General features: G+C 74.1%; 18 protein-coding genes. 3 read left to right on the forward strand and 15 right to left on the reverse strand.

Going from position 1 to position 22,169, the window contains the following annotated elements; genetic code table 11:
- From HII36_RS35265 to narI, 10 genes are all read right to left on the reverse strand, one after another.
- Positions 1-1,172, reverse strand: a 1,172-nt coding sequence (locus tag HII36_RS35265; RefSeq protein ID WP_173527654.1) for an NAD(P)/FAD-dependent oxidoreductase, incomplete at its 3' end; no start/stop codon positions are given.
- 116 nt (positions 1,173-1,288) lie between these two features.
- On the reverse strand, positions 1,289-2,506 hold the full coding sequence (locus HII36_RS35270) for an N-acetylglucosamine-6-phosphate deacetylase (RefSeq protein ID WP_328808025.1): 1,218 nt from the start codon (positions 2,504-2,506) through the stop codon (positions 1,289-1,291).
- Positions 2,503-4,041 (reverse strand): glycoside hydrolase family 3 protein, encoded by a 1,539-nt coding sequence (locus tag HII36_RS35275; RefSeq protein ID WP_173527655.1) that lies wholly within the window; start codon positions 4,039-4,041, stop codon positions 2,503-2,505. Before HII36_RS35275 ends, HII36_RS35270 begins: the two co-directional genes overlap by 4 nt.
- Before the next feature lie 37 nt (positions 4,042-4,078).
- Positions 4,079-5,278, reverse strand: a complete 1,200-nt coding sequence (locus HII36_RS35280; RefSeq protein WP_173527656.1) for an ROK family transcriptional regulator — start codon at positions 5,276-5,278, stop codon at positions 4,079-4,081.
- A 65-nt stretch (positions 5,279-5,343) separates the two neighbouring features.
- Positions 5,344-7,983 (reverse strand): multicopper oxidase domain-containing protein, encoded by a 2,640-nt coding sequence (locus HII36_RS35285; RefSeq protein WP_217370364.1) that lies wholly within the window; start codon positions 7,981-7,983, stop codon positions 5,344-5,346.
- Complete coding sequence (locus HII36_RS35290) at positions 7,980-8,432, reverse strand: hemerythrin domain-containing protein (protein WP_173527657.1); 453 nt, start codon at positions 8,430-8,432, stop codon at positions 7,980-7,982. The genes HII36_RS35285 and HII36_RS35290 overlap by 4 nt, the downstream gene beginning before the upstream one ends.
- Positions 8,433-8,467: 35 nt before the next feature.
- Positions 8,468-9,445, reverse strand: coding sequence for a radical SAM protein (locus tag HII36_RS35295; protein WP_217370365.1), 978 nt, complete (start codon positions 9,443-9,445; stop codon positions 8,468-8,470).
- A complete protein-coding gene (locus HII36_RS35300; RefSeq protein WP_328808026.1) occupies positions 9,442-10,644 on the reverse strand; it encodes a nitronate monooxygenase in 1,203 nt (400 codons plus the stop codon). Before HII36_RS35300 ends, HII36_RS35295 begins: the two co-directional genes overlap by 4 nt.
- 203 nt (positions 10,645-10,847) lie before the next feature.
- Complete coding sequence (locus HII36_RS35305; RefSeq protein ID WP_173527658.1) at positions 10,848-11,402, reverse strand: hemerythrin domain-containing protein; 555 nt, start codon at positions 11,400-11,402, stop codon at positions 10,848-10,850.
- A gap of 44 nt (positions 11,403-11,446) precedes the next feature.
- Entirely contained in the window at positions 11,447-12,151 is a 705-nt protein-coding gene (gene narI / locus HII36_RS35310) for a respiratory nitrate reductase subunit gamma (protein WP_173527659.1), read from the reverse strand.
- A 240-nt stretch (positions 12,152-12,391) separates the two neighbouring features.
- Between narI and HII36_RS35315 the strand changes: the two genes are divergently transcribed.
- A complete protein-coding gene (locus HII36_RS35315; protein ID WP_173527660.1) occupies positions 12,392-13,252 on the forward strand; it encodes an oxidoreductase in 861 nt (286 codons plus the stop codon).
- A gap of 14 nt (positions 13,253-13,266) precedes the next feature.
- Here the strand turns inward: HII36_RS35315 and HII36_RS35320 are convergent, their stop codons facing one another.
- From HII36_RS35320 to HII36_RS35340, 5 genes are all read right to left on the reverse strand, one after another.
- Entirely contained in the window at positions 13,267-14,502 is a 1,236-nt protein-coding gene (locus tag HII36_RS35320) for an RNA polymerase sigma factor (RefSeq protein ID WP_173527661.1), read from the reverse strand.
- Between the two features lie 5 nt (positions 14,503-14,507).
- Positions 14,508-14,915: a YciI family protein gene (locus HII36_RS35325; protein ID WP_173527662.1), complete on the reverse strand. Its 408-nt coding sequence runs from the start codon at positions 14,913-14,915 to the stop codon at positions 14,508-14,510.
- Between the two features lie 59 nt (positions 14,916-14,974).
- Complete coding sequence (locus tag HII36_RS35330; RefSeq protein ID WP_173527663.1) at positions 14,975-15,472, reverse strand: pyridoxamine 5'-phosphate oxidase family protein; 498 nt, start codon at positions 15,470-15,472, stop codon at positions 14,975-14,977.
- Between the two features lie 388 nt (positions 15,473-15,860).
- Entirely contained in the window at positions 15,861-16,772 is a 912-nt protein-coding gene (locus HII36_RS35335; protein ID WP_173527664.1) for an alcohol dehydrogenase catalytic domain-containing protein, read from the reverse strand.
- Positions 16,773-16,831: 59 nt separating this feature from the next.
- The gene (locus HII36_RS35340) at positions 16,832-17,032 is read right to left on the reverse strand and encodes a hypothetical protein (RefSeq protein ID WP_173527665.1); all 201 of its coding nucleotides are present in this window, start codon (positions 17,030-17,032) and stop codon (positions 16,832-16,834) included.
- 215 nt (positions 17,033-17,247) lie between these two features.
- Between HII36_RS35340 and HII36_RS35345 the strand changes: the two genes are divergently transcribed.
- Both HII36_RS35345 and HII36_RS55980 read left to right on the forward strand, forming a co-directional pair.
- Positions 17,248-20,397 carry a S8 family serine peptidase gene (locus HII36_RS35345; protein WP_173527666.1) on the forward strand — a complete coding sequence of 1,050 codons (3,150 nt, stop codon included), beginning with the start codon at positions 17,248-17,250 and terminating at the stop codon, positions 20,395-20,397.
- Positions 20,398-20,576: 179 nt separating this feature from the next.
- Positions 20,577-22,052, forward strand: coding sequence for a serine hydrolase domain-containing protein (locus tag HII36_RS55980; protein WP_236004190.1), 1,476 nt, complete (start codon positions 20,577-20,579; stop codon positions 22,050-22,052).
- Positions 22,053-22,169 lie beyond the last annotated feature (117 nt).

The following is a 22,169-nucleotide window of genomic DNA, read 5'->3' on the forward strand; positions in this document are numbered from 1 at the left end:
GGGGCCAGGTGGAGCCTGCGCCTGGGCAGTCCGAAGGTCGGGTGCGAGATGCCCCACAGGGCCATCTGGAGCACGCCCGCCTTGACCCGTGCCGCCTTCCGCCCGGCCAGGTACCTCGGCGTCGCCCGGCCTTCGGCGTCGACCAGTTGCACGATCCCGTCCCGCCGGCCGAGGCTGATGTGGTTGCCCGGGTAGAGCAGCCGGGACTTCGCGATCTCGCGGCCGGTCAGGCGTCCCACGATCGCGTTGATCGCCTGCCCGCCGGTGCAGCCGGCCGAGGCGCAGGACATCGGCAGCGGCCGGCCCTTGTCGCCGATGGCGTAGGCGCTGTCGCCGGCGGCGTGGACGTTCGGATGCGAGACCGACCGCATGGCGCCGTCGACGACGATCCGGCCGTGCCCGGTCACCTCCAGCCCGCTGACGGCGGCGATCGGGTGGACCGCGAACCCGGCCGTCCAGACGGTCGCGTCCGACGCCAGGACGGTGCCGTCGGCGCACCGCACCCGCACCGCCTCGACGGCGGCCACGCTCGTGTGCTCCAGGACGGTGACGCCCAGCCGGTCGCAGGCCCGGCGCAGGTGGCCGCGCGCGCCGGCGGAGAGCGCCGCGCCCAGCTCGCCCTGGGCGATCAGCGACACCGACAGCCCCGGCCGGGATTCGGCGAGCTCGGTGGCGGTCTCGATGCCGGTCAGCCCGTCGCCGACGACCAGCACGCGCCCGCCCGCGCCCGGCCCGTCCCGGTCGTCCAGGTCGTCCAGGCGGTCGCGCAGGCGCAGCGCCGAAGGCCGGGCCGCGACGTTGAAGGCGTGCTCGGCCACCCCGGGGACACCGTGGTCGGCGACGTGGCTGCCGAGCGCGTAGACCAGCGTGTCGTAGCCGAGCTCGCCGCCGCCGTCGCCGTCGGCCACGGTGACGACCTGGCTTTCCGGGTCGACGGCGGTGACCCGGGCCAGGCGCAGCACGATCCCGGTGCCGGCGAAGGCGTCGGCGAGCAGTGGCGCCTCGATCCGCTGACCGGCGGCTAGCTGGTGCAGCCGCAGCCGCTGGACGAAGTCCGGCTCGGCGTTGACCACGGTGATCTCGACGTCGTCCGGGGACAGCCGGCGGGCCAGGTTCCCCGCCACGTACGCGCCCGCGTAGCCGGCGCCGAGTACGACGATGCGGTGCTTCATGTGTCGCTCCTGTCGGTTCGCTCGCTCTCGCTGACTTGAGCGGAGCAGCGCGCCGATTGCTGACAGGAGCCGCCTGTGGCGTGGGTCACACGCCTTTGGAGGGGCTCGCCCTGCCGCTATCCGGTCTCGGCCAGGTAGGTGGCCTGGGGGTTCAGGTCGTCGTCCAGGATGACGAGGTCCGCGCGTCCGCCGGGCCCAAGCGCGCCCCGGCCGGTCAGCCCGATGACGGCCGCCGGGTTGGCGGTGGCCAGGCGCAGCACGGTGTGGACGGGAAGCCCGGCCGCCGTCACGGCGAAGCGGACGCAGTCGGTGAGGAAGGCGGTCGACCCGGCCAGGCGGTCGGTGCCCGCCAGCCGCGCCGTGCCGTCCAGGACGTCCACCGTGCGGTCGGCGAAGGTGTAGCGGCCGTCGCCGAGCCCGGCGGCGGCCATGGCGTCCGTGACGAGCACCGCGCGGGTGCCGTCGCCGGCGGCCATGGTCACGACCGGGGCCAGCAGGTGCCGCCCGTCCCCGATCAGCTCGTACGTCAGCCGCGGATCGGTCAGCGCGGCGGCGACCGGGCCCGGGCTCCGGTGCCCGAGCGGCGGCATGGCGTTGAACAGGTGGGTGACGTGCCGGGCGCCCGCGTCGGCCGCGGCGCGGACCTGGTCGTAGGTGGCGTCGGTGTGCCCGATCGCGAACACGCAGTCGCCGGAGTAGGCGGCGATCAGCTCGATCGCGCCGGGCAGCTCCGGCGCGATGGTCATGACGACGGGCAGTCCCGCGGCGATCTCCAGCAGGTCCTCGAGGATCCGCCGGTCCGGCCGGCGCAACGCGGACCCGGTCTGGGCGCCGCGCCGGGCGGGGGCGAGGAACGGGCCCTCGAAGTGCACTCCCAGCAGGTTGGGCACGCCGGGGTCGCGGGCCGCGTCGCACACCGCCCGCGCGGCGGCCCGCATCAGGTCCTGCTCGATCGCCGACACGGAGCCGAGCATGGCCGTGGTGCCGCGCCGGAGGTGGGCCAGGGCCGCCGTCCGCACGTCGGCCGGGTCGCCGGTGTAGATCGCCGCGCCGCCGCCGCCGTGACAGTGCAGGTCGACCAGCCCGGGCGCGAGGTAGCGGCCGGCGACGTCCACGGTGGGCGCACCTTCGGCGGGGGGCGGATCGCCGGGGCCGAGTGCGGTGATCCGGCCGGCGTCGGTACGCAGCCAGCCGCGCTCGACCCGGTCGGCGAGGACCAGCCGGGCGTTCACGAAGAGCCGCCCGGCGGCTGCGGTGTCCAGGAGCGGCCCGGCGGCCGCGTCCGGGAGCCGCGCGGTGGTCGTCGCGGCCGGGGTGGGAGGCCGGGTGGTCACCGGTGCGCTCCGGAGAGGACCTCGACGGCGGCCTCGGCGCAGACGCGGGACGCGCCGAACGTGCGCACCCAGGCCCGGGCGCCGGAGAAGTCCCGGTGGGGGAAGCCCATGTCCAGGACGACGACGTCCGGGGTCGTGGCCAGGATCCTGTCGAGTATCGGGGCCTGCCAGTCGAACCGGTGCGGGCTCCTGACCAGGATCACCACGTCGCCCGCCGCGCCGTACTCCGCGCGGAACTCCGAGATGGCCGCGTGCACGATGCCGGGGCCGTTGTACGTGTCGGCCGCCACGCTCACCCGCTCCACGGCCCGCCCGGACGCGGTCAGCAGCGTCTCCACGTTCCCCGGGCCGCCGCCCGAGGCGGGCGAGGCGACCGGTTCCAGCCGGACGACGAGCGCGGCGTCCCCGTGCAGCACCGGATCGCCCGTCACCCGCACCGCCCGCCGCGCCAGCCGCGGCCCGAGCCCACTGTCCGAGCCGCCGTCCGGGCCGCCATGCGAGCCGCCGGAAGAGCCGCGGGAAGAGCCGCCGGAAGGGCCGTCGGCAGGAGCGGCGTGGCCGCTGCGCGCGCCCATGCGGCGCAGGCGGTCGGCGGCCTGTTCCAGGCGTTCGACGGGCAGGTCGCCGGAGCGTACCGCCTCGACGATGGCGCGGGCGGCGGTTCCGACGTCCTCGCCGAAGGCCCAGGCACCCAGGCACAGCGCGTCCGCGCCGGCCCGCAGGGCCAGGACGGCGGCGCGCGCCAGGGGGGCGACGTCGGCCACGCCGCGCATCTCCAGCGCGTCCGTGATCACGACGCCGTCGAAGCCCAGCTCGTCGCGGAGCAGCCCGGTGATCACCGGGGCGCTGATCGAGGCGGGCAGCTCGTCCAGGGCGGACACGCGGGGGTGGGAGACCATGATGGAGTCGACGCCGGCCGCGATCGCCGCGCGGAACGGGTCGAGGTAGTGCTCGACGAGCTCGTCACGGGTCAGGTCGAGGTCGGGGGTGCCGAGGTGGGCGTCGGTGCCGCTGCGGCCGTGACCGGGGAAGTGCTTGGCGCACGCGCTCACCCCGGCCGCCTGCAGCCCTTCGATCCAGGCGGCGGCGTGCCTGGCCACGTGGGCCCGGTCGCCGCTGAAGCAGCGCACCCCGTTCGGGCTGAACGGGTTGACGGCGGTGTCGACGGCGGGCGCGAGGTCCCAGGTCACGCCGGCCGAACGCAGCGCGAGCCCGATCTGGTGCGCGCAGGCCCTGGTCGCCTCGAGGTCGTCGATGTGGCCGAGTGCGAGGTTGCCGGGCGTGGAGATCGCGCCGGTCGCCTCCAGCCGGGTGACGTCGCCGCCTTCCTCGTCGATGGCCAGGTGCAGGGCCGGATTGAGCGCGCGCAGCCCGGCGGTGAGGCCGCGGAGCTGCTCCTGGTCCACGATGTCCTTGCCGAACAGGACGAACCCGCCGAGTCCCGCGGCGACCGGCCGCTCGATCCAGCGGGGGACGACGGACCGTCCGAGAGCGGGGAAGAGCACGGCGTGCGCGAGCCGTTCGAGATGATCCATGAGACTCCTGAGCGTGTGTGTCTGGCGCGGCGGAAGGTCAGCCGTGATGCACGGCGGCCTCTTCGAGTGACTTGACCACGCGGGCCCGGTCCACCTCGATCTCGCTGATGTGCTCCTCCAGCACGCCGAGCGACGCGTACAGGTCGCCGAGGGCGACGGCCAGCGCGCCGAGCAGCCCGGCCTGGCCGCCGAGCGCGGTCCTGCGGACCCGGGTGCGGACGCCGGCGACGTCCAGCACCGCGCTCTGCACCTCCGCGAGCGCCGCGTCGGCCAGGCCCTCGGCGAACCCGCCGGTCACGATGACCGTGCGCGGCTCGTAGGCCAGGGCCACGATCGACACCAGGTGGACGAGCGCTTCGCCGACGCGCTGGCGCAGGTCGCCGAAGCGTTCGGGCTGCTCGAGTACCTGCCTGGCGTGCGTCACGTCGTGCCCCGCGGCCCGGGCGTGAGCGACCAGGCCGGCGCCGGAGACGAGGTCGCGCAGCCTGGTGCCGGTGCCGGGGATGAGCAGCCGGCCGAACTCGCCGAGCAGCCCGTCCCTGCCGGACAGCACCTGGCCGTTCATCGCCGCCGCCGAGCCCAGGCCGGTGCCCAGCGTGAGCAGCACCGCGGTCTCCTTCTCGGCGAGCGCGCCGTACTGGAGCTCGCCCACCAGGGCCAGCTTGGAGTCGTTGTCCAGCGTGGCCGGTACGGCGACGCGCTCGCGCAGGGCGTCCACGAAGGCGGTGCCGCGCAGTTGCGGCAGGTTGTGCGAGCCGACGACGCGTGACCTGTCGCCCGAGACCACGCCGGGCACCCCGACGGTGACCGCCCCGAGCGGGCCGTGCTCGCCGGGGACCGCGTCGGCCAGCTCGTGGACGCGCTCGGCGATCCAGCCGGCCAGGCGCTCGCCGTCGAGTGCGAGCGGGGTCGGGTGCCTGGCCCTGACCAGCAGGTTGCCCAGCGCGTCCGCGACGGCGAACCGGCAGTTGGTGCCGCCGAGGTCGACGCAGCCCACCAGGTGCGCCGACCCGTCGAACCGGACGAGGGTCGACGGCCTTCCTCTGCCGCCGGCCGGTTGGGTGGCCACGTCGCGGGCGTGGCCGCGTGAGCGCAGGTCGTCCACGATGCGGAAGACGGTGGCACGGCTGAGCCCGGTGCCCTCGACGATCTGCCCGCGTTCCAGGGTGCGCCCGGAGAGCAGCGTGGACAGCACCGCGCTGCGGTTGGTCGCCCGGGGTTCTGCGGCGGAGTGCATGAATTTCTCTCAGCTTGAACAAAATTATTGGGCGTGAGTGTAGCCACGGTTCACGCCACTTGTCATCACCCGCCCGTTTGTGATCGCCCGCGCACCTGGAACAGGCCGTGCGCGCCGGCCTCCGCGTGCCGCATCGCGTGGTCCACCACCGGGTACGTGCCGGGCTCGGGGAAGACCAGCTCGGCGAACCCGCCCTGCGCCGGCGCCAGCTCCAGCACCTGCGCGCCGCCCGGGTCGGCCGCGCGCAACGCGTACGCGCCCTCCTTGTAGATCGTGTCGAACGGCGCGCCGACGACGTGCAGCGCGGTGCCGGAGTCGGGTCCGGCGGCCACCGCCCAGATGCGCACCCGTTCGCCGGCCTCGGCCAGGAGCGGCGCGTGGTCGTAGCCGGCCGCGGTGCCGTTGAACATCCAGCCGTCGGGACGTCCTTCGCGGATCTTGGCGACCTGGCCGTCGCTGCCGGGTTCGCCCAGGTACAGCTCGCCCTGCACGAGCAGGAACTCGCGGTCCACCCGGGGCAGTCCGGGCGGGTCGACGATCACCGCGCCGTACATGCCGTTGGCGATGTGCTGGGACATCGGCATGGTCGAGCAGTGATACAGCCAGGCCCCGGCGTGCTCGGCGCGGAAGCGGTAGGTCAGCCGCTCCCCCGGCTGGATGGTGCGCATCACGTCGTCGGGGGCGTTCGCGCCGGCGTGGAAGTCGATGCCGTGGCCCGTCGTGCCGTCGTTGACGAACGTGACGGTGAACACGTCGCCGAGCCTGCCGCGCAGCACCGGTCCAGGCAGGGTGCCGTTGAACGTCCAGACGCGCTGCCGCACGCCGGGCGCGACCTCGCGCACGACGGTGTCGTCCACGCGGATGGTGACGTCGTGCTCCCTGCCGCCTGGCGCGGGTTCGAGCGTCGCGTCGTACGGGATCCAGCCGGGCGACATGGGCGCGGCCAGGTCGAGCCGCGCCGGCCCGCCGTCGTGACTGCCGTGCCCGGTCGCGCCGCTCGCCTCGGCGGCGCCTGCCGGGACGATCCGCAGGGTCATGCCCGCCGCCCGGTGCCCCGCCACCGTGCACCAGCCGTCCACCGGGCCGGCCAGCGGGGCCAGAGTCAGCGTGGCGCTCTGCCCGGTCCCGAGCATCGGCGTGCGCTCGCCGGTGGCCAGGCGCAGGTCGTGCCGCTGGGCGTCGGTGTTGGTGATCCGCAGGGTCAGCACGGTGCCCACGGGGGCCTCGATCGTCGCGGGCCTGACGCTCATGCCGGACAGCGTCACCTCGACCGTCCGTGCGCCGGTGACGGTCACCGTGGCGGCGGGAGCGCCGGTGCCGGTCATCGACACGGCGACCGCGGCGGCCGTCAGCACGCACCCGGCCGCCACCCCGGCCACGGCGGGCCACCTCCGCCCGCCCTCGCGTACGCCGTCGCTCACGCCCTCGCCTACGCCGTCGCTCACGCCGCGGGCGCGCACCAGCGCGGTCACGGCCTGCACCACGAACGCGGCCACGGCGGCCAGCACCAGCGCCCAGCCCAGCAGTTCCACCGGCCGCGGCACGGGCAGCGCGAGGAGCGGCACGCCGAGGTTGAGCGCGGCCAGCCGCACCGGCCAGCCGCGTTCGAGCAGCGCCGCGTTCTCCTTGAACCGCGCCGGGCCACCGCCCAGCACCGCGGGCAGCAGGTGCAGCAGCGACCCGAGCAGCACCTGGGCCGCGAACCCGGCCACCACCAGCGGCAGCAACGGCTCCAGCGCCGCAGCGACCGCCCCGGCCGGCCGGGTGACGACGATCACCAGGTCGGCGATCAGCGTGACCTCGAACCAGACGACGGCCGCCGCCAGCATCCAGGACGCCCCGGTGTGCGGACGCCGCCGGCGCAGCGCCTCGGCCGGCGGCGTCAGCGCGGCCAGCGTGCCCGCCGCGTACGCCGCCAGCCCCGCCCCGGCCGCCCACCGCCAGCCGAGCAGCAGCCCGGCCACGGCCACCGCCAGACCGGGCACGGCCAGCCACAACCCGATCCGCGAGGCGCGGCGGGTCAGCTCGGACATGCGCGTGCGCAGCACGGTCGGCCAGAGCGTGAACAGCGTGCCGAGCACGGTCAGTCCGACCCAGCCGAGCAGGTTCACCTCGGCGTGCGCGGCGTGCATCCGCTCGTGCGGCTCACCGTGCGCCACGTGGGCGGCCAGCAGCCCGCCGAGCGTGCCGCCGGCCGCCAGCGCGCCTGCCGCGCTCACGTACCAGCCGATGACGTGGCCGAACCGGCCGGGCAGCGCGCGGCGTACCAGGGTGACGAGCACGGCGGCGTGCCACAGCACCACCGCCACCACCACGGCGGCCCCGGCCGCGGCGAGCTGCCACGGGCCGGCGGCGACCCCGGCCAGGACGGCCACGGTCGCGGCGTTGAGCAGTGCAAGGCGGGTCAGGCTGCCGCGCCGGCCGGGCGTGCGGGTGCGCAGCAGCGCCACGGTGAAGTGCTCGCTCCAGATCAGGATGGCGGTGGAGACCGCGCCGAGCAGGAACACGTGGATCAGCAGCCAGCGCGGGGCCGGCAGCGCGGCGCCCGCCGGCACCGCCGCGACGGTCAGGCCCAGCCAGGCCACCACGAGCGCGTTCGCCCGCAGATGCCAGGACGCCCGCGGGCGCGGCGCGACCGGCCGCGGGCCCTTCTCGATGCGGATGTCGACCGGGTTCACCCCGGGCACCTCACTCTCCAGGGTCATCGCCGCTGCCCGTCCACGGCCGGCGGCGGGGTGATGCGCTCCCAGGCCGGCAGCGGCAGCATGATCACGGCGGCCGGGAACAGCCCGTGCTCCTCGTGGTCGATGTGCCGGTGCAGCCGGCCCAGCGCCGCGCGCACCGCCGCCCAGTCGGGCGCGGCGCGGTCGACGGCGGCCAGGGCGCCGTGGATGTCGGCGTGTTCCGCACACAGCCGCGTCACCTCATCGGCCAGCGTCCCCTCGGCGCGCAGCTCGGCGAACAGGCCGTTCTCCTCGGTGGCGGTGTGCGGGACCAACCGGGCGAGCAGGTCGTCGAGCAGGCGTCCGGCTTCGGCGTGGTGGCCGGCGTCGATGGCGCGGCGCAGCGCGGCCGCGCTCTCCTGGATCTCCACGTGTTCCCGGGTGAGCCGGCCGATCAGCGGGAACTCCCGGCAGCCGCAGTAGTTGCACATGCGTGGTGACCTCCCGGTCGTGGGTCTGGTCTGGTTCAGAGGTGGGCGCGGAGATCGTCCTGGAAGGGGAAGGCGCCCGGCCGGTAGCCGCACCAGGGCTCCTCGCCCAGCACGTCGCCGGTGGTGGCGTAGGCGCGCGAGCGTGAGCCGCCGCAGATCGTGCGGAACTCGCACGCGGGCCGGATCAGCCCGGCCCGCTCGGCCCGCCCGCGCAGGTCGCGGTAGAGCGGGCCGAGCCCGAGCGCGGCCACGTGATCCACGCCGCGTTCGGCCAGGACGAGCCGCTGCACCGCGACCCGGCGGAAGTGGTGCGCCTCGGTGGTCTTGACCGGCAGGGCGGTGCCGAGGTCGTGCAAGAAGTGCAGCACGTCCTCGACCTCGTCCGGGTTCAGCTCGGGCAGCGCGCGGCCGCGCCCGGTCGGCACCAGGAGGAACACGCTCCACAGCAGCGCGCCCTCGTCGCGGACCAGGGCCGCGACGGCGGGCAGCGAGGTGAGGTTGTGCCTGGTCACGGTGGTGTTGATCTGCACCTTGAGCCCGGCCGCGCGGGCCGCCCGCCAGGCCCGCAGGGTGTGCGCGAACACCCCCTCGTAGCCGCGGAAGGCGTCGTGGACGGGGGCCGACGCGCCGTCGAGGCTGAGCGAGACGGCCGACGCCCCCGCCTCGCGCAGCCGTTCCAGGTTGGCCGGGGTGAGCGCGGGCGTGGCCGACGGAGACACGGCCGGGGCCAGGCCGAGCGCGCGGCCGTGGCGGATCAGCTCGAACAGGTCGGCCCGCTCGAACGGGTCGCCGCCGGTGATCACGAACAGCGGCGCCGGCGTGCCGCAGGACGCGACCTGTTCCAGCAGGTCGCGGGCCTCCCCGGTGGACAGCTCCAGCGGGTCACGGGCGGGAACCGCCTCGGCGCGGCAGTGCAGGCAGGCCAGCGCGCAGGCCCGGGTGGCCTCCCAGATCACGATGAACGGGGCGCCGGCGACGTCGCGCCGCACCCGGCGCACCGGACGTGCGGTCATGGGCGTGCTCCCAGCAGGATGTGGTCGACCACGTCGGCCGCCGAGTGGTCCTCGGGCAGTCCGGCCAGGAAGCCGACGTCCTGGCCGAGGGTCAGCAGGGCGGGCTCGCGGTAGCCGTCGTCGCGGTGCTGGCCGAGTCCGATGGCGGCGGTCAGGCCGTTGCACAGGCACTGGCGGCCGGCCGCCTCCTCCGCCGGACGTCCCTTGCGCACGTAGGTCTCGACCGGTTCCGCCGGGCAGCGGTAGCCGATGCCGCCGCCCGGTTTGGCGTACGGGGTGCGCAGGTAGCCCAGGTCGCACAGCCGGGGCCGGCGCTCGTACACGCCGGGCTCGGCCAGCGTGCCCGCCAGCGGGGCGACCTTGAACGGGAAACCGGTCGGCGAGGCCAGCGGGTCGTTGCGCACCCGCAGGTCTCCCCCGGCGGCCCGGCCGAGCAGGCGGCGGCGCAGCCGGTCGTCGAACCCGGACTCGCGGCACAGCGCGAACGCCGAGCCGACCTGGACGCCGGTCGCGCCGGCCGTCAGCGCGCGGGCCAGGCCGTCGGGCGTGCCGTAGCCGCCGGCCAGCCAGAACGGCAGTCCGAGCGCGGCGACCTTGCCGGTGTCGGCCACGTCTCGCGGCCCGTACACGGGCTCGCCGGCGTCGTCCAGGTGCGGGCGGCCGCGCGGCGGCGCGCTGTGCCCGCCGGCGACCGGGCCTTCCACGACGAATCCGTCGGGACGGGTGGCCGCCGAGCGGGCCAGGTAGGCGGCCAGCACGTGGGAGGAGACGATGGCCAGCAGCTTCGGACGCGGCACCGGCACGGCGGGACGGCGCAGCAGGTTCGCCGGGTCGAGCCCGACGGTGTGACGGACGTCCTCGGCGCCGGCCACGGTGACGGTGATCTCGGCGGGCCGGTGCGCGGCCAGCGCGTCGAGCAGGCGCGGGATCTCCGCCGGGATCCCCGCGCCCATGAGCACGTGGTCGACGCCGGCCAGCATCGCGCCGTAGACGGCGGCCGGGGTGGCGAGCTGGATCTTCTCCAGGTAGTTGACGCCGACCGGGCCGTCGTGGCCGTCCTTGGCCAGGAACACCTCGGCGAAGTTGGCCAGCACGGCCAGCTCGTCGCGGGCCCGGTTGGGACGCATCCCGAGCCGCGGCACCGGCCGGTAGGGCCGGCCCGGCTCAAGCCCGCCGGGGACGAAGTAGCGGCCGAGCACCCGTTCGGCGATCTCGGGGACGGGGAAGCAAGCCAGCGCGCGGCGCAGGTGCCCGCCCGGGTCCCCGCGTTGCAGGCGGCGGGCCAGGGGTGACGTCCAGCGCGGTGCCGGACACCACGCCGAGCTGCCCGGTCCGCGCGACGGCCCGGGCCAGCCGCCAGCCGGACACGCCCACGCCCATGCCGCCCTGGATCAGCACCGGCTCAGACATGCCGGCCCCGGACCGTGGCCGCCCAGGTGAGCAGGTCGAGGTTGGTCTCCATGACCACGTCGCGGGTGGCGAGCAGGTGCACGACGTCGTCCTCGGGCAGCGTCTCCACCATGATCGACAGGCCGTCGCAGTCGCTCAGGTGCGGCAGCAGCTCCCGCGTCAGCTCGATCCCCCACGCGGCCTGGTCGTCGTCGATCTCCTCCAGGTCGTTGCGCAGCGCCAGGTCCGCCAGCTCGGTGAGCTCGCGGACGTTGCGTATGGTGTCGTCGTGGTCGGCGAGCAGCTTCTCCACGTAGCCGGGGCCGAAGATCGGCACCAGGCCGGGATAGAGCGCCTCCTCCTCGTAGCGGAAGTGCGGGCCGGTGAGCGCGGACACCGCCGCGACCAGCCTCCTGGCCCTGGACGACTCCCCCTTGCCGAACGCGTCGATCAGCGCGAGCAGCAGGTCCCTGAGCGCGCGGTGCTCGGCGTGGAAGGTTTCGAGGAAGTGGCCGGCGATGGCCGACACGCCGTTCTCCAGGTCGTCGGCGGTGGGGACGGGACTCATGTGACTCTCCACCCGGCGCGGGCCGGCGTGGGTGGCGAACGGGTTCATCGCACGCCGGCCCGCTCGGTTCCGGCTCTCGGAGTACGGCGGCGGTAGACGACGTACGGCCGCCACAGGTAGGCGATCGGCGCCGACCAGACGTGCACCAGCCGGGTGAACGGCCAGATGGCGGCCAGCAGCCAGGCCGACAGCGCGTGCAGCTGGAACACCAGCGGGACGTCCGCCATGAGGGCCGGATCGGGCCGGAAGGTGAGGACGCCCCGGAACCAGACGGCGATGTCGGCCCGGTAGTCGTAGCCGCCGCCGAGCAGGTTCGCCCCGATGGTCGCGGACATGCCCAGCGCGATCACCACGGCCAGCACCGCGAACAGGAGCTTGTCCGTGCGGGTGGTGGCCCGGCGCACGCGCGGCCGGGTGAGGCGGCGGGCCAGCAGCAGCCCCAGACCGGCCACCACCATCACCCCGGCCACGGTTCCTGCGCTCACCGACACCAGGTGGTAGAGGTGCTCGTCGACGCCCACGGCCTCGGTCCACGCCTTGGGCACCAGCAGGCCGAGCACGTGCCCGCCGATGGCGGCGAACGCGCCGAGATGGAACAGCGGCGAGCCGAGGCGCAGCAGCCGGCTCTCCAGCACCTGGCTGGTGCGGGTGGTCCAGCCGAACTGGTCGGTACGCCAGCGCCAGACGTGGCCGACGACGAAGACGGTCAGGGCGATGTAGGGCACGACGACCCACCACACGACGTTCACCGGCGCACCCCCCCTCGCTCGAACGGCGAACCGGCCGGGGTTCGGGCGGCGGGCGACGTCCCCATGCCGGGGACGGCGCCGATATCGGTCATGGGTTTCACGCCACGGCGGTAGCAAACGGACACGGCTCCAGGCTCCCGCCCCGGCCCCCGCCTGCGGCAGGGACCAAAGTCCCTCCTCGCGGGGACCTCCGTCGGACCCGCTGCCCCGCGGCCGCCCGGCCCTCTATGGTGGGTGATCATGACGATGCGACGATGGGATGTGGGCGGCGACCTGAGCGTCGCGCGGATCGGGTACGGCGCCATGAAACTCACCGGCTGGCCGAGAGGCGATCGGCCCGGCAGGGAGACGGCCCTGGCCGTCCTGCGCCGGGCGGTGGAGCTCGGGGTGAACCACATCGACACCTCGAACTACTACGCGCGAGACGGTGTCGCGGCCAACGACCTGATCCGGGAGGCGTTGCATCCCTATCCGGACGATCTGGTCATCGTGACCAAGGTCGGGGCGCTGGTCGAGGGCTCCGACGTCGCGCTGCCCGCGCACGAGATGACCGGCCTCACCCCAGGCAACCTGCGCCGCGCCGTCGAGGCGAACCTGCGCACGCTCGGCGTGAGCCGTCTGGACGTGGTGAACCTGCGCATGGGCGACCGCGGCCGCGGCCACATCCCGCTGACCGGGCCCCTGGAGACGCTGCTCGCGCTGCGAGATGAGGGCCTGATCCGGCATCTGGGCGTCTCCAACGTCACCGCAGCCGAGTTCGCCCAGGCCCGCGAGATCGCGCCGATCGCCTGCGTGCAGAACCACTACAACCTGGCGCGGCGTCAGGACGATCCGCTGGTCGACGCGTGCGCGGCGGCCGGCATCGCCTACGTCCCCTACTTCCCCGTCGGCGGATTCCGGCCGATCACGGCCGAGCGCCTGCACGCCGTCGCCGCCCGGCACGGCGCGACCGCGCCGCAGGTGGCGCTGGCCTGGCTCCTGGCCAGGTCCCCGAACGTGCTGCCCATCCCGGGGACCGGCTCACTCGATCACCTGGAGGAGAACGTCGCGGCCGGGGAGCTGAGGTTGAGCGAGGAGGACCTGGCCGACCTCGCCGCCTGACCTGCCGGCTGTGCTCACCTCTGGAACAGTTGCCGGACCCGGGCGGCCTCGCGGGTGAGGTGGTCGCGTTCCGGCAGGCTGGTCGCCGCGCGGGCGGCCTCGGCGTACAGGCCGGCGGCCCGTTCCAGGTCGCCCGCGCGTTCGAGCAGGTACGCCCGTACGGCGGCGTAGCGCGGCAGGTCGGGGCTCACCCCGGCCAGTGCCGCCAGGCCCGCCTGCGCCCCGTCGGCCTCGCCGACCGCCACCGCGCGGTTCAGCCGGACCACCGGGCTGTCGTTGAGCAGCAGCAACTCGTCGTACCACGACACGATCTGCACCCAGTCGGTCTCGGACGTGCTCGGCGCGTCGGCGTGCAGGGCGGCGATGGCGGCCTGCGCCTGGTACTCGCCCAGCCGGTCCAGCGCCAGCGCGGTCTGCAGGATCGTCACCCCTTCGGCGATCATGCGGGTGTCCCAGCGCGATCGGTCCTGCTCGGCGAGCGGCACCAGCCGCCCTCCCTCGGCGGTACGTGACGCGCGGCGGGCGTGGTGCAGCAGCATGAGCGCGAGCAGCCCCGCAACCTCGGGGTGACCGGCCACCGGGGTGGCGGTCGCGGGGTCGGCGGTCGCGGGCTGGGCGGCCAGAGGCTTGACCGTCAGAGGCTCGACGGTCGGAGGCTTGACGGTCAGGGCGAAGAGCTGCCGGGTGAGGCGGATCGCCTCGGCCGCCAGGTCGACGTCCCCGCCGTGACCCTCGTTGAACACCAGGTAGAGCACGCGCAGCACGGTGGCCACGTCCCCGGCCCGGTCGAACGTGACGGACGAGACCGTCCGCTTGGCCCTGCTGATGCGCTGGGCCATGGTCGCCTCGGGCACGAGGTAGGCCTGCGCGATCTGGCGCGTGGTCAGGCCGCCGACCGCGCGCAGCGTGAGCGCGACGGCCGAGGCCGGGGTCAGGGACGGGTGGGCACACAGGAAGTACAGGCGGAGCGTGTCGTCCACCGCCTCACCGGGACCGGGCGGCGGCTCGGCCTCGACACGTTCCTCGCGGTGCCGGCGGGAGGTTTCGGCGCGGGCGGCGTCGAGGAACTTGCGCCAGGCCACGGTGACCAGCCAGCCCTTGGGGTCGGCGGGCAGGCCGTCCGGCCATACGCGCAGGGCTTCGACCAGGGCGTCCTGCACGGCGTCCTCGGCGGAGGCGAAGTCGGCCCCGCGACGGACGAGGACGCCGATCACCGAGGGGGTGAGGGTGCGCAGCAGGGACTCGTCCACGCGCGTCAGTCCGTGATGGTGGGCAGTCCGGCCATGAACGGGCGGACCTCCAGCCACTCGTGGATCGGCTTCCCGCCCGCGCCCGGCGCTGCCGACAGCTCGCCGGCCAGTTCGAGCGCCCGCTCGTAGCTGTCGACGTCGATCACCGTCCAGCCGGCGATCAGGTCCTTGGTCTCCGCGAACGGGCCGTCGGTGACCGGCGGCCGTCCCTCGCCGTCATAGCGGACGAACGCGCCCTCCGGCAGGAGCGCCTGATGCTCGACGAACTCGCCCGTGCTCACCAGCCGGGCGGCGAAGTCGCGCATGTACTGCACGTGCGCCGAGACCTCCTCCGGCGTCCACTGGTCCATCGGCACGTCGTTGACCGCGGCGGGACCGCCTCGGTAGTGCTTGAGCAGCAGGTACTTGGCCATGATGTCCTCCTTGACGGGGATACGGGGGTTCAGATTCTTCAGAGGTTTTGAGTGGCGGCTCAGACGCGCTCACGCTCGGCCCGCTCCCGGACCAGTTCCTCGACCGCGCTCGGCAGGGTCGTCTCGAAGTCGATCAGCTTCGCCCACGTCGGGGTCACCACGATCCTGACCATGCCGTCGTAGAGCGAGCGCACCGTGGCCTCCCACTCGACCCGCTGCTCGGGCGTCATCTGGTACGAGCCGTTCATCTGGAGGTATTCGTCCGGGATGCCGTCGACGACGTCCAGCTCGGCCCGGCCGCGGATCAGCAGGATCTTGGGCGGGTGCACCTCGGTGTCGATCGTCAGGGCGACCATCGGGTTCTCGCGCAGCGCCGGAAGCTTCGGCGCGTTCTTCGACGTGCACATGACGATCTCCGACCCGTTCCAGGTGAACGCGATCGGGATGTTGCGCGGCGTGCCGTCCTTCGCCACATAGGCGAGCCGGGTCAGGTCGCGAGCCAGCAGCTCTCGGCTGATCGGCCGGTTCAGCACCTCGGTGATCTCGTTCGTTCGCATGGCCGGTCCTTCCAGGGTCGTGGTCGTGATTCGCTCCCGGGACGGAGCCGCCGGAGCATTCTCGACATCCGCCTGCCCCCGAGTTCCAAAAGTTTTCCGGCCACCTCCCGACACCGCAACCCACCGGCACCAGGGGCGGCGACGCCCGCTCGCTTGGCCACCCGGGAATGACGACCGCGATCAGTCCGCCAAACCTTCCACGTCGGGACGAGCGGAGGTTGCGGAGGCGGCGATGTGGGGCGCCCTGGGCTGCCTGGATACTGAGGGAACGGCCTCCCAAGCAGGCGTAGTGCCGACGGACTGGTCGCCCTGGCGCGTCCTCGGCAGGGATTCAGGTGGTGTCCCGTCGCAAGTGGGGTCGATGCGAGGCGCGGACTCAGGGTACCGGTCAGGGCTGCAGGAGGACCTTGATCGCGCGGCGTTCGTCCATCGCCTGATACCCCTCGGCCGCCTGCTCCAGCGGCAGCATGAGGTCGAACACCTTGCCGGGGTCGATCCGACGCTCCCAGATCAGCTCGATCAGCTCAGGCAGGAACCGGCGTACCGGGGCCGGGCCGCCGAGCAGGCTGACCTGGGCGAAGAAGAGCTCGTCGCCGCTGAGCGCGACGTCGTGGTTGACGCCCACGAACCCGACGTGACCACCGGGACGGGCGGAGCCGATGGCCTGCCGCATCGACTCCTGGGTGCCGACCGCCTCCACGACGCTGTGGCGGCTCATGGCGATGATCCGTTCGGCGCCGAGTCGCCTGGCGGCCAGCACCGCCATGAGACCGACCGCGCCGTCGCCGACGACCGCGACCGTCTTGCCGGGTCCGGCCTGCGCGGCCCACGCGCCGAACCAGCCGGTGCCCAGCACGTCGGACGCGGCCAGCAGGCTGGGGACCAGCTCCGGTCCGGGCAGGCCGGGGGTGGCCACGAGCGTGCCGTCGGCCAGCGGGATCCTGGCGCGCTCGGACTGGGTGCCGACCTCGTTCATGAAGACCCGGTTCACACACGACGACGGGTAACCGGAGCGGCAGATCTCGCAGGTGCCGTCGGCGGCGACGAACGAGCCGACGACGAACTGGCCCGGCTCGACGGTGGTGACCTCGCCACCGACCTCCTCCACGACGCCGACGTACTCGTGTCCCATCACAGCCGGCCCGTCGAGCTTCTCCACACCCCGGTAGGGCCACAGGTCCGAACCGCAGATGCACGTCGCCGACAGGCGGATGACCGCGTCGGTCCGCTCGACGATCGCCGGCTCCTGACGGTCCTCGACGCGGACGTCGCCCGGGGAGTACAACACTGCTCCACGCATAATGATCTCCTTCAGGAAGGTTCGAGAAGACGCGGGCGAGGCGTAGGAGCGCCCCTCCTTCAGCCGCCCTGTATCCGAGTACGGGCCGGATCATCTGCGCCCGAGCAGAAGATGGCCTCCGCCTCGGCGTTCCTTTGCCGGAACGGCCGCCGCCGGTAAAGGTCCCAGGCGACGCCCGGGCCATCATCCGCAACGGACGCATGGACCTGCTGGCCACCAACCGTGGCCGTGTGGGCAGGGGAGCCGTCGATGGTGCGCACGGGCCGCAGAAGAGCAGCAGCAGGGCCGCTGCCAGGACGATCCCCGGTTCTCGCCGTCCTCGACTTCCCATGAGGTCTTGGACGCGGCGGGCGCGGCCGTGGTTCTGACGCGACGATCTCGTTGCGGTCCGATCCACCACGTCATGCGCTCTCGAACTCGGAACGGGCTTGCCGGAGATACCTCAAGACCGTTCCTTCGGCACCCGAGGTAGTTCGTGATCTTCAGTAAGTTCCTCGCCGCCGCGGTTCTCGCCGCCGGCGCCGTAACCGCCGTCCACTCGCCCGCGGCCCCCGCTCCACCCGGCGTGACCCTGATCACCGGTGACCGGGTCGTGGTCACCGGTCCCGGGCATCGGGTGGAGCCCGGGCCGGGCCGGGCGGCGGACTTCACCGCCCAGGTGCGCGACGGGCATCTGTTCGTGTTCCCGTCCGACGCGCTGCCGTTGATCGCCCAGGGGGTGCTGGACAGCCGCCTGTTCGACGTCACCCAGTTGCTGGCCTGGGGGTACGGCGACGCCGACAGGACGGACATCCCGGTGATTTCGCAGGGCGCCGCCGTTCCCGGCGTCGCCGCGCGGGAGCGGCGGCTGTCCACGCTGGGCATGAGCGCCGCGCGGGTGCCCAAGTCCGCGGCGGCCAGCGCCTGGCGGGAGCTCACCGGCACGCGTACCCTGGCGGCCGGCCGCGCCAAGCTGTGGCTGGACGGCCGCCGGTCCTTCTCACTCAACGAGAGCGTCGCGCAGATCGGTGCGCCGCGCGCCTGGGAACGGGGTCTGACAGGCCAGGGCGTCACCGTCGCGGTCCTCGACTCCGGCTACGACGCCACCCACCCCGCCTTCAAGGACGCGGTCGCCTACGAACGCAACTTCAGCGACGAGCCCGACATGCGCGACGATCTCGGCCACGGCACCCACGTGGCCTCCATCGTGGCCGGTCGCGGCGAGAAGTACCGGGGTGTGGCGCCGGCGGCCAAGCTCGCGATCGGCAAGGTGGGCGGCCCGGCCGGGCCCACCGACTCGGCGATCCTGGCGGGCATGGAGTGGGCGGCCGTCGAGGTCAAGGCCAAGGTGGTCAACCTGAGCTTCGGCGACCGGGACGGCCCCGGCCTCGACCCGCTGGAGCAGGCGGTCAACACGCTGTCGGAGCGTACGGGAACCCTGTTCGTCGCGGGCGCGGGCAACGACGGCGGGCCGGGCACGGTGATCAGCCCGGGCAGCGCCGAGGCCGCACTGACCGTCGGCGCGGTGGACAAGCAGGGCAGGATGGCCGACTTCTCCAGCCGGGGGCCGCGCGTCGGCGACCACGCGATCAAACCGGAGATCACCGCGCCCGGCGTGGCCATCATGGCCGCCGCGGCGGAGGGCACCGCCGACGGCCCGTACGTGGCGCTGGACGGCACCTCGATGGCCACCCCGCACGTGGCGGGGGCGGCGGCCATCCTGGCCCAGCGCCACCCGGAGTGGACCGGCGGGCAACTGAAGGCCGCGCTGATCGGCAGCGCCGCCCCCGCCGCGAACGCGACGCCCTACCAGCAGGGCGCCGGGCTCGTCGATCTGGGGCGCGCGGTCGAGCAGCAGGTCGTGGCCACGCAGGGCGCCCAGTGGGCCGCCTTCCCCTGGGGCGACGCGGGTGAGCGGACGGCCACCAGGACGATCACGTACGCCAACGCCGGCGACACCCCGGTCACGCTGGAACTGTCGGCCCAGGGCGAGGTGCTGAAGCTGCCGGCCGGCCGCGTCGACGTCCCCGCCAAGGGCCGGGCGCAGGTCACGCTCACCATCGACGCGACGGGCAAGTCCCCCGGCGACTACCCCGGCACGGTCACCGCCAGGGCGGGCGAGAACGTGATCCGCACCCTCGCCGGCGCCTACGTCGAGCCGGAGTCCGCCACCGCGACCATCACCGTCATCGGGCGGAACGGCACCCCGGTCACCCCCACGTCCCACCAGATCTACGACGCCGAGACCGGCGAGATCCACCTGCCGGCCTTCCGCGACGGGGTGGCCACGATCCGGCTGCCCAATGGCGAGTGGAACCTGTACACCGAGACCAGGGAGACCGTCGGCGGAAAGCGGATCACCACGATCGCCGACACCCCGTTCACGATCGGCGCAGGCGACCGTGAGGTGAGCGTCGACAACCGCCTCGGCAAGCCGGCCAGGATGACCGTCGACGATCCTGACGCCGTGCTCCGCCGCGGGTTCGAGCAGAACCTCGCGCACGGCGCCTGGAACGTCTCGGGCTCGACCGGGAGCATGGACGTCAACTCGCAGCTCTTCGTGGTGCCCGTCCGCCTGCCCTGCCTGACCTACCAGCTCGCGGCCCAGCTGCTCAGCAAGGACGTCTCGCCCAGCCCGTACGTCTACGACCTGGTCGACCAGCACGCCGACGGCATCCCCGACGACCCCGCCTACGACGCCAGGCGGGCGGAACTGGCCAAGGTCAGCGTGACCTACCGGGCCTCGGCGGTGGCGGCGACCGGCACGCCGCTGTCCGGCCGGCGCGTCGGCGGCGTCCCGGTGATCTCCCTGCACGCGCTGGTGCGCGACATCCCCCTGCCGGGCGCGCTCGTCCACTATCGCAGCCCGGGCGTGCTGTACGAGAGCGGCCTCGACGTCGGCACGTCGAGCGTCTTCGCCGGCGGCGAGGTGATGCGCCGCGGCGAGACGGGCGAGGTGTGGAACACCGCGGTCACCGGGCCGTCGGTCCTGCTGCCCGCGGGCGGGCGGAGCGGCGACCGGCTGACCTTCTCCGCGGCCGGGCTGCTGGCCGACGGCGGAGCGGGCAGGTCCGGCTTCGACACCGCCGCCACCGGCGTGGCCACCCTGGCCGGGGACGGGCGCGTGCTGGCCCGGGCCGACCTCTCCGGCTGCGCGGTCTACCAGCAGGAAGGCTGCCGGCTCACGGCCGACCTGCCGGCCGGGTCCGGCGCGTACACGCTGAGCGCGTCGCTGCGCCGCGAGGTCGCGCACTCGGCGCTGTCCACGCGGGTGGAATCGGTGTGGACGTTCACCTCCGGCGGTGCGGCGCGGCCGCAGCCCCTGCCGCTGCTGGCCGTGCGCTACCAGCCGGCCGGCCTGGACGCGTGGAACCGCGCCAGGAAGGGCGGCCTCACCCGCCTGCCGTTCCACGTCGAACGCACCCCGGGGGCCGCGCACGCCGAGATCAGGTCGGTACGGCTGGAGATGTCGGCCGACGACGGGGCGAACTGGCGCCGGGTGCCGGTGGTCCGGGCCGGGACGGGCTGGACCGCCCTGCTGCCCGACCCGCGCACGGCCGGGTTCGTCTCGCTGCGCGCGATGGTGAGGGACACGGCCGGCGCCGGGGTGACCCAGACGATCATCCGCGCCTACGCCGTCGGCTGACCGCGCCGGGGGCGCCGACCGGTCGCCCCCGGCCCGCCCCGGTGGCGTGTCAGCCGCGGCGTCAGAACGGCGACGGCCCCGTATCAGAGCGCTCCCCCAAAGTGGTCACCACGCCGCCCGGATCCCCCGGACACCGGCTGGTCCGAAGTTCCGCCACCGCTTTCAAGGAGCACCCCATCATGTCCGTCACCCTCACCGACCAGGACAAGACCACCCTCCGCGTCGCCGCCTGGGGCGCCGTTTCGCTGATGGCCGCCGCGGGCGCCGCAGGCTCGGCCCACAAGGTCGCCACCGCGGGCTCCGTCGCCCTGACCTCCGCGACCGGCCTGACCGGGCACGTGCTCGCCAAGGCGCCCAAGGGGCTGAACGGCAAGACGGTGGCCGAGCTCGCCGACCAGGTGCTGCCCGCGCTGACGTCCGCGATGAGCCTGCTCCAGCAGCGGGACCCGGCCGAGGCGGACGACTTCCGCCGTACCGTCCTGGTCGCCGTCGAGGCGGCCGCCCAGGCCCAGCCGGGCACGCCGAGCCCCACCCTGACGGAGATGGCCCGCAAGATCACCGAAGCGCTCGACGCCGCCGCCGGGCAGGACGACCGCCCGGAACTGCGTAAGGTCCTCCAGGAGATGATCGAGGCCGGCTTCGTCGGGGTGACGCTGCGCGTCCACGACGAGCGTGGCGAATGGACGGGCCGCGCGGGCACGGCCGAGCTGGGCGGAAGCGCCGAGCCGCCGATCGACGGGCACGTGCGGATCGGCAGCAACACCAAGACCTTCACCGCCACCCTGGTGCTGCAGCTGGTCGCCGAGGGCAGGATCGGGCTGGACGACGCGGTGGCCGGCCACCTGCCCGAGTTCGGGCTGGACGAGCGGATCACCGTGCGGATGCTGCTGCAGCACACCAGCGGGGTGTTCAACTTCACCGGCGAATACTTCGAGGACGGCACGTTCTCCCCGGGCATCCCCGCCACCCCCGCGGGCAAGGAGTGGGTGGACAACCGCTTCCACACCTACCGGCCGGAGGAGCTGGTGCGGCTGGCGCTGTCCAAGCCGGCCCGGTTCGAGCCGGGCACCGACTGGAGTTACGCCAACACCAACTACGTGCTGGCCAGGCTGCTGATCGAGCGGGTCACCGGCCGCTCGGTCGCCGAGGAGATGCAGCGGCTGATCCTGGGCCCGCTCGGCCTGACGGACACCGTCCAGCCGAGCACCCAGACCGGCATCCCCGCCCCGCACGCCCACGCCTACTACCGCTACGAGGACGACGGCCAGACCCGGACGGTCGACGTCACCAGCCACAACCCCTCGTGGATCTCCAGCGGCGGCGACATGATCTCCACCACCCGCGACCTGCGGACGTTCATCTCCGCGCTGCTGAGCGGCAGGCTGCTGCCGGCCGACCTGCTGGCCGAGATGCTCACGCCGGAGGCGAAGGTGGGCTACGGCCTGGGCGTGTTCGTCCAGGAAGCGCCCGGCGGCGGCACGCTGATCAGCCACAACGGCGGCGCCGCCGGTCACGCGGCGCTGATGTACAGCACCCCGGACGGCGGCAAGACCCTGACCGCCGCGCTCAACTACGTCGACGACGCCGACATGTCCCTGGCGGCGGCTTTCCAGCAGGCGACGCAGCGGCTCGTCAGCGAAGTGTTCGGCGGGTAGCAGGCGGCCGCGGCTACAGGCCCGGTAGCCGCGGCCGAGCAGCATGACCACGCCGCGGCGGCGCCGGTGGACCACGGTCGTACGCCCATGGGCCGATGCCCGGGTTCCTTACGCGCC

The organism is Nonomuraea antri (genome assembly GCF_013283785.1).
Taxonomy (GTDB): Bacteria; Actinomycetota; Actinomycetes; order Streptosporangiales; family Streptosporangiaceae; genus Nonomuraea; species Nonomuraea antri.

Bases quoted from the DNA above. Each gene is read 5' to 3' on its own strand.
- HII36_RS35330 (WP_173527663.1), bottom strand. From the start codon at position 15,472: ATGCGAACGAACGAGATCACCGAGGTGCTGAACCGGCCGATCAGCCGA.
- HII36_RS35305 (WP_173527658.1), bottom strand. From the start codon at position 11,402: ATGAGTCCCGTCCCCACCGCCGACGACCTGGAGAACGGCGTGTCGGCC.
- HII36_RS35280 (WP_173527656.1), bottom strand. From the start codon at position 5,278: ATGCACTCCGCCGCAGAACCCCGGGCGACCAACCGCAGCGCGGTGCTG.
- HII36_RS35275 (WP_173527655.1), bottom strand. From the start codon at position 4,041: ATGGATCATCTCGAACGGCTCGCGCACGCCGTGCTCTTCCCCGCTCTC.
- HII36_RS35290 (WP_173527657.1), bottom strand. From the start codon at position 8,432: ATGTGCAACTACTGCGGCTGCCGGGAGTTCCCGCTGATCGGCCGGCTC.
- HII36_RS35335 (WP_173527664.1), bottom strand. From the start codon at position 16,772: ATGCGTGGAGCAGTGTTGTACTCCCCGGGCGACGTCCGCGTCGAGGAC.
- HII36_RS55980 (WP_236004190.1), top strand. From the start codon at position 20,577: ATGTCCGTCACCCTCACCGACCAGGACAAGACCACCCTCCGCGTCGCC.
- HII36_RS35285 (WP_217370364.1), bottom strand. From the start codon at position 7,983: ATGACCCTGGAGAGTGAGGTGCCCGGGGTGAACCCGGTCGACATCCGC.
- HII36_RS35325 (WP_173527662.1), bottom strand. From the start codon at position 14,915: ATGGCCAAGTACCTGCTGCTCAAGCACTACCGAGGCGGTCCCGCCGCG.
- HII36_RS35295 (WP_217370365.1), bottom strand. From the start codon at position 9,445: ATGACCGCACGTCCGGTGCGCCGGGTGCGGCGCGACGTCGCCGGCGCC.
- HII36_RS35315 (WP_173527660.1), top strand. From the start codon at position 12,392: ATGACGATGCGACGATGGGATGTGGGCGGCGACCTGAGCGTCGCGCGG.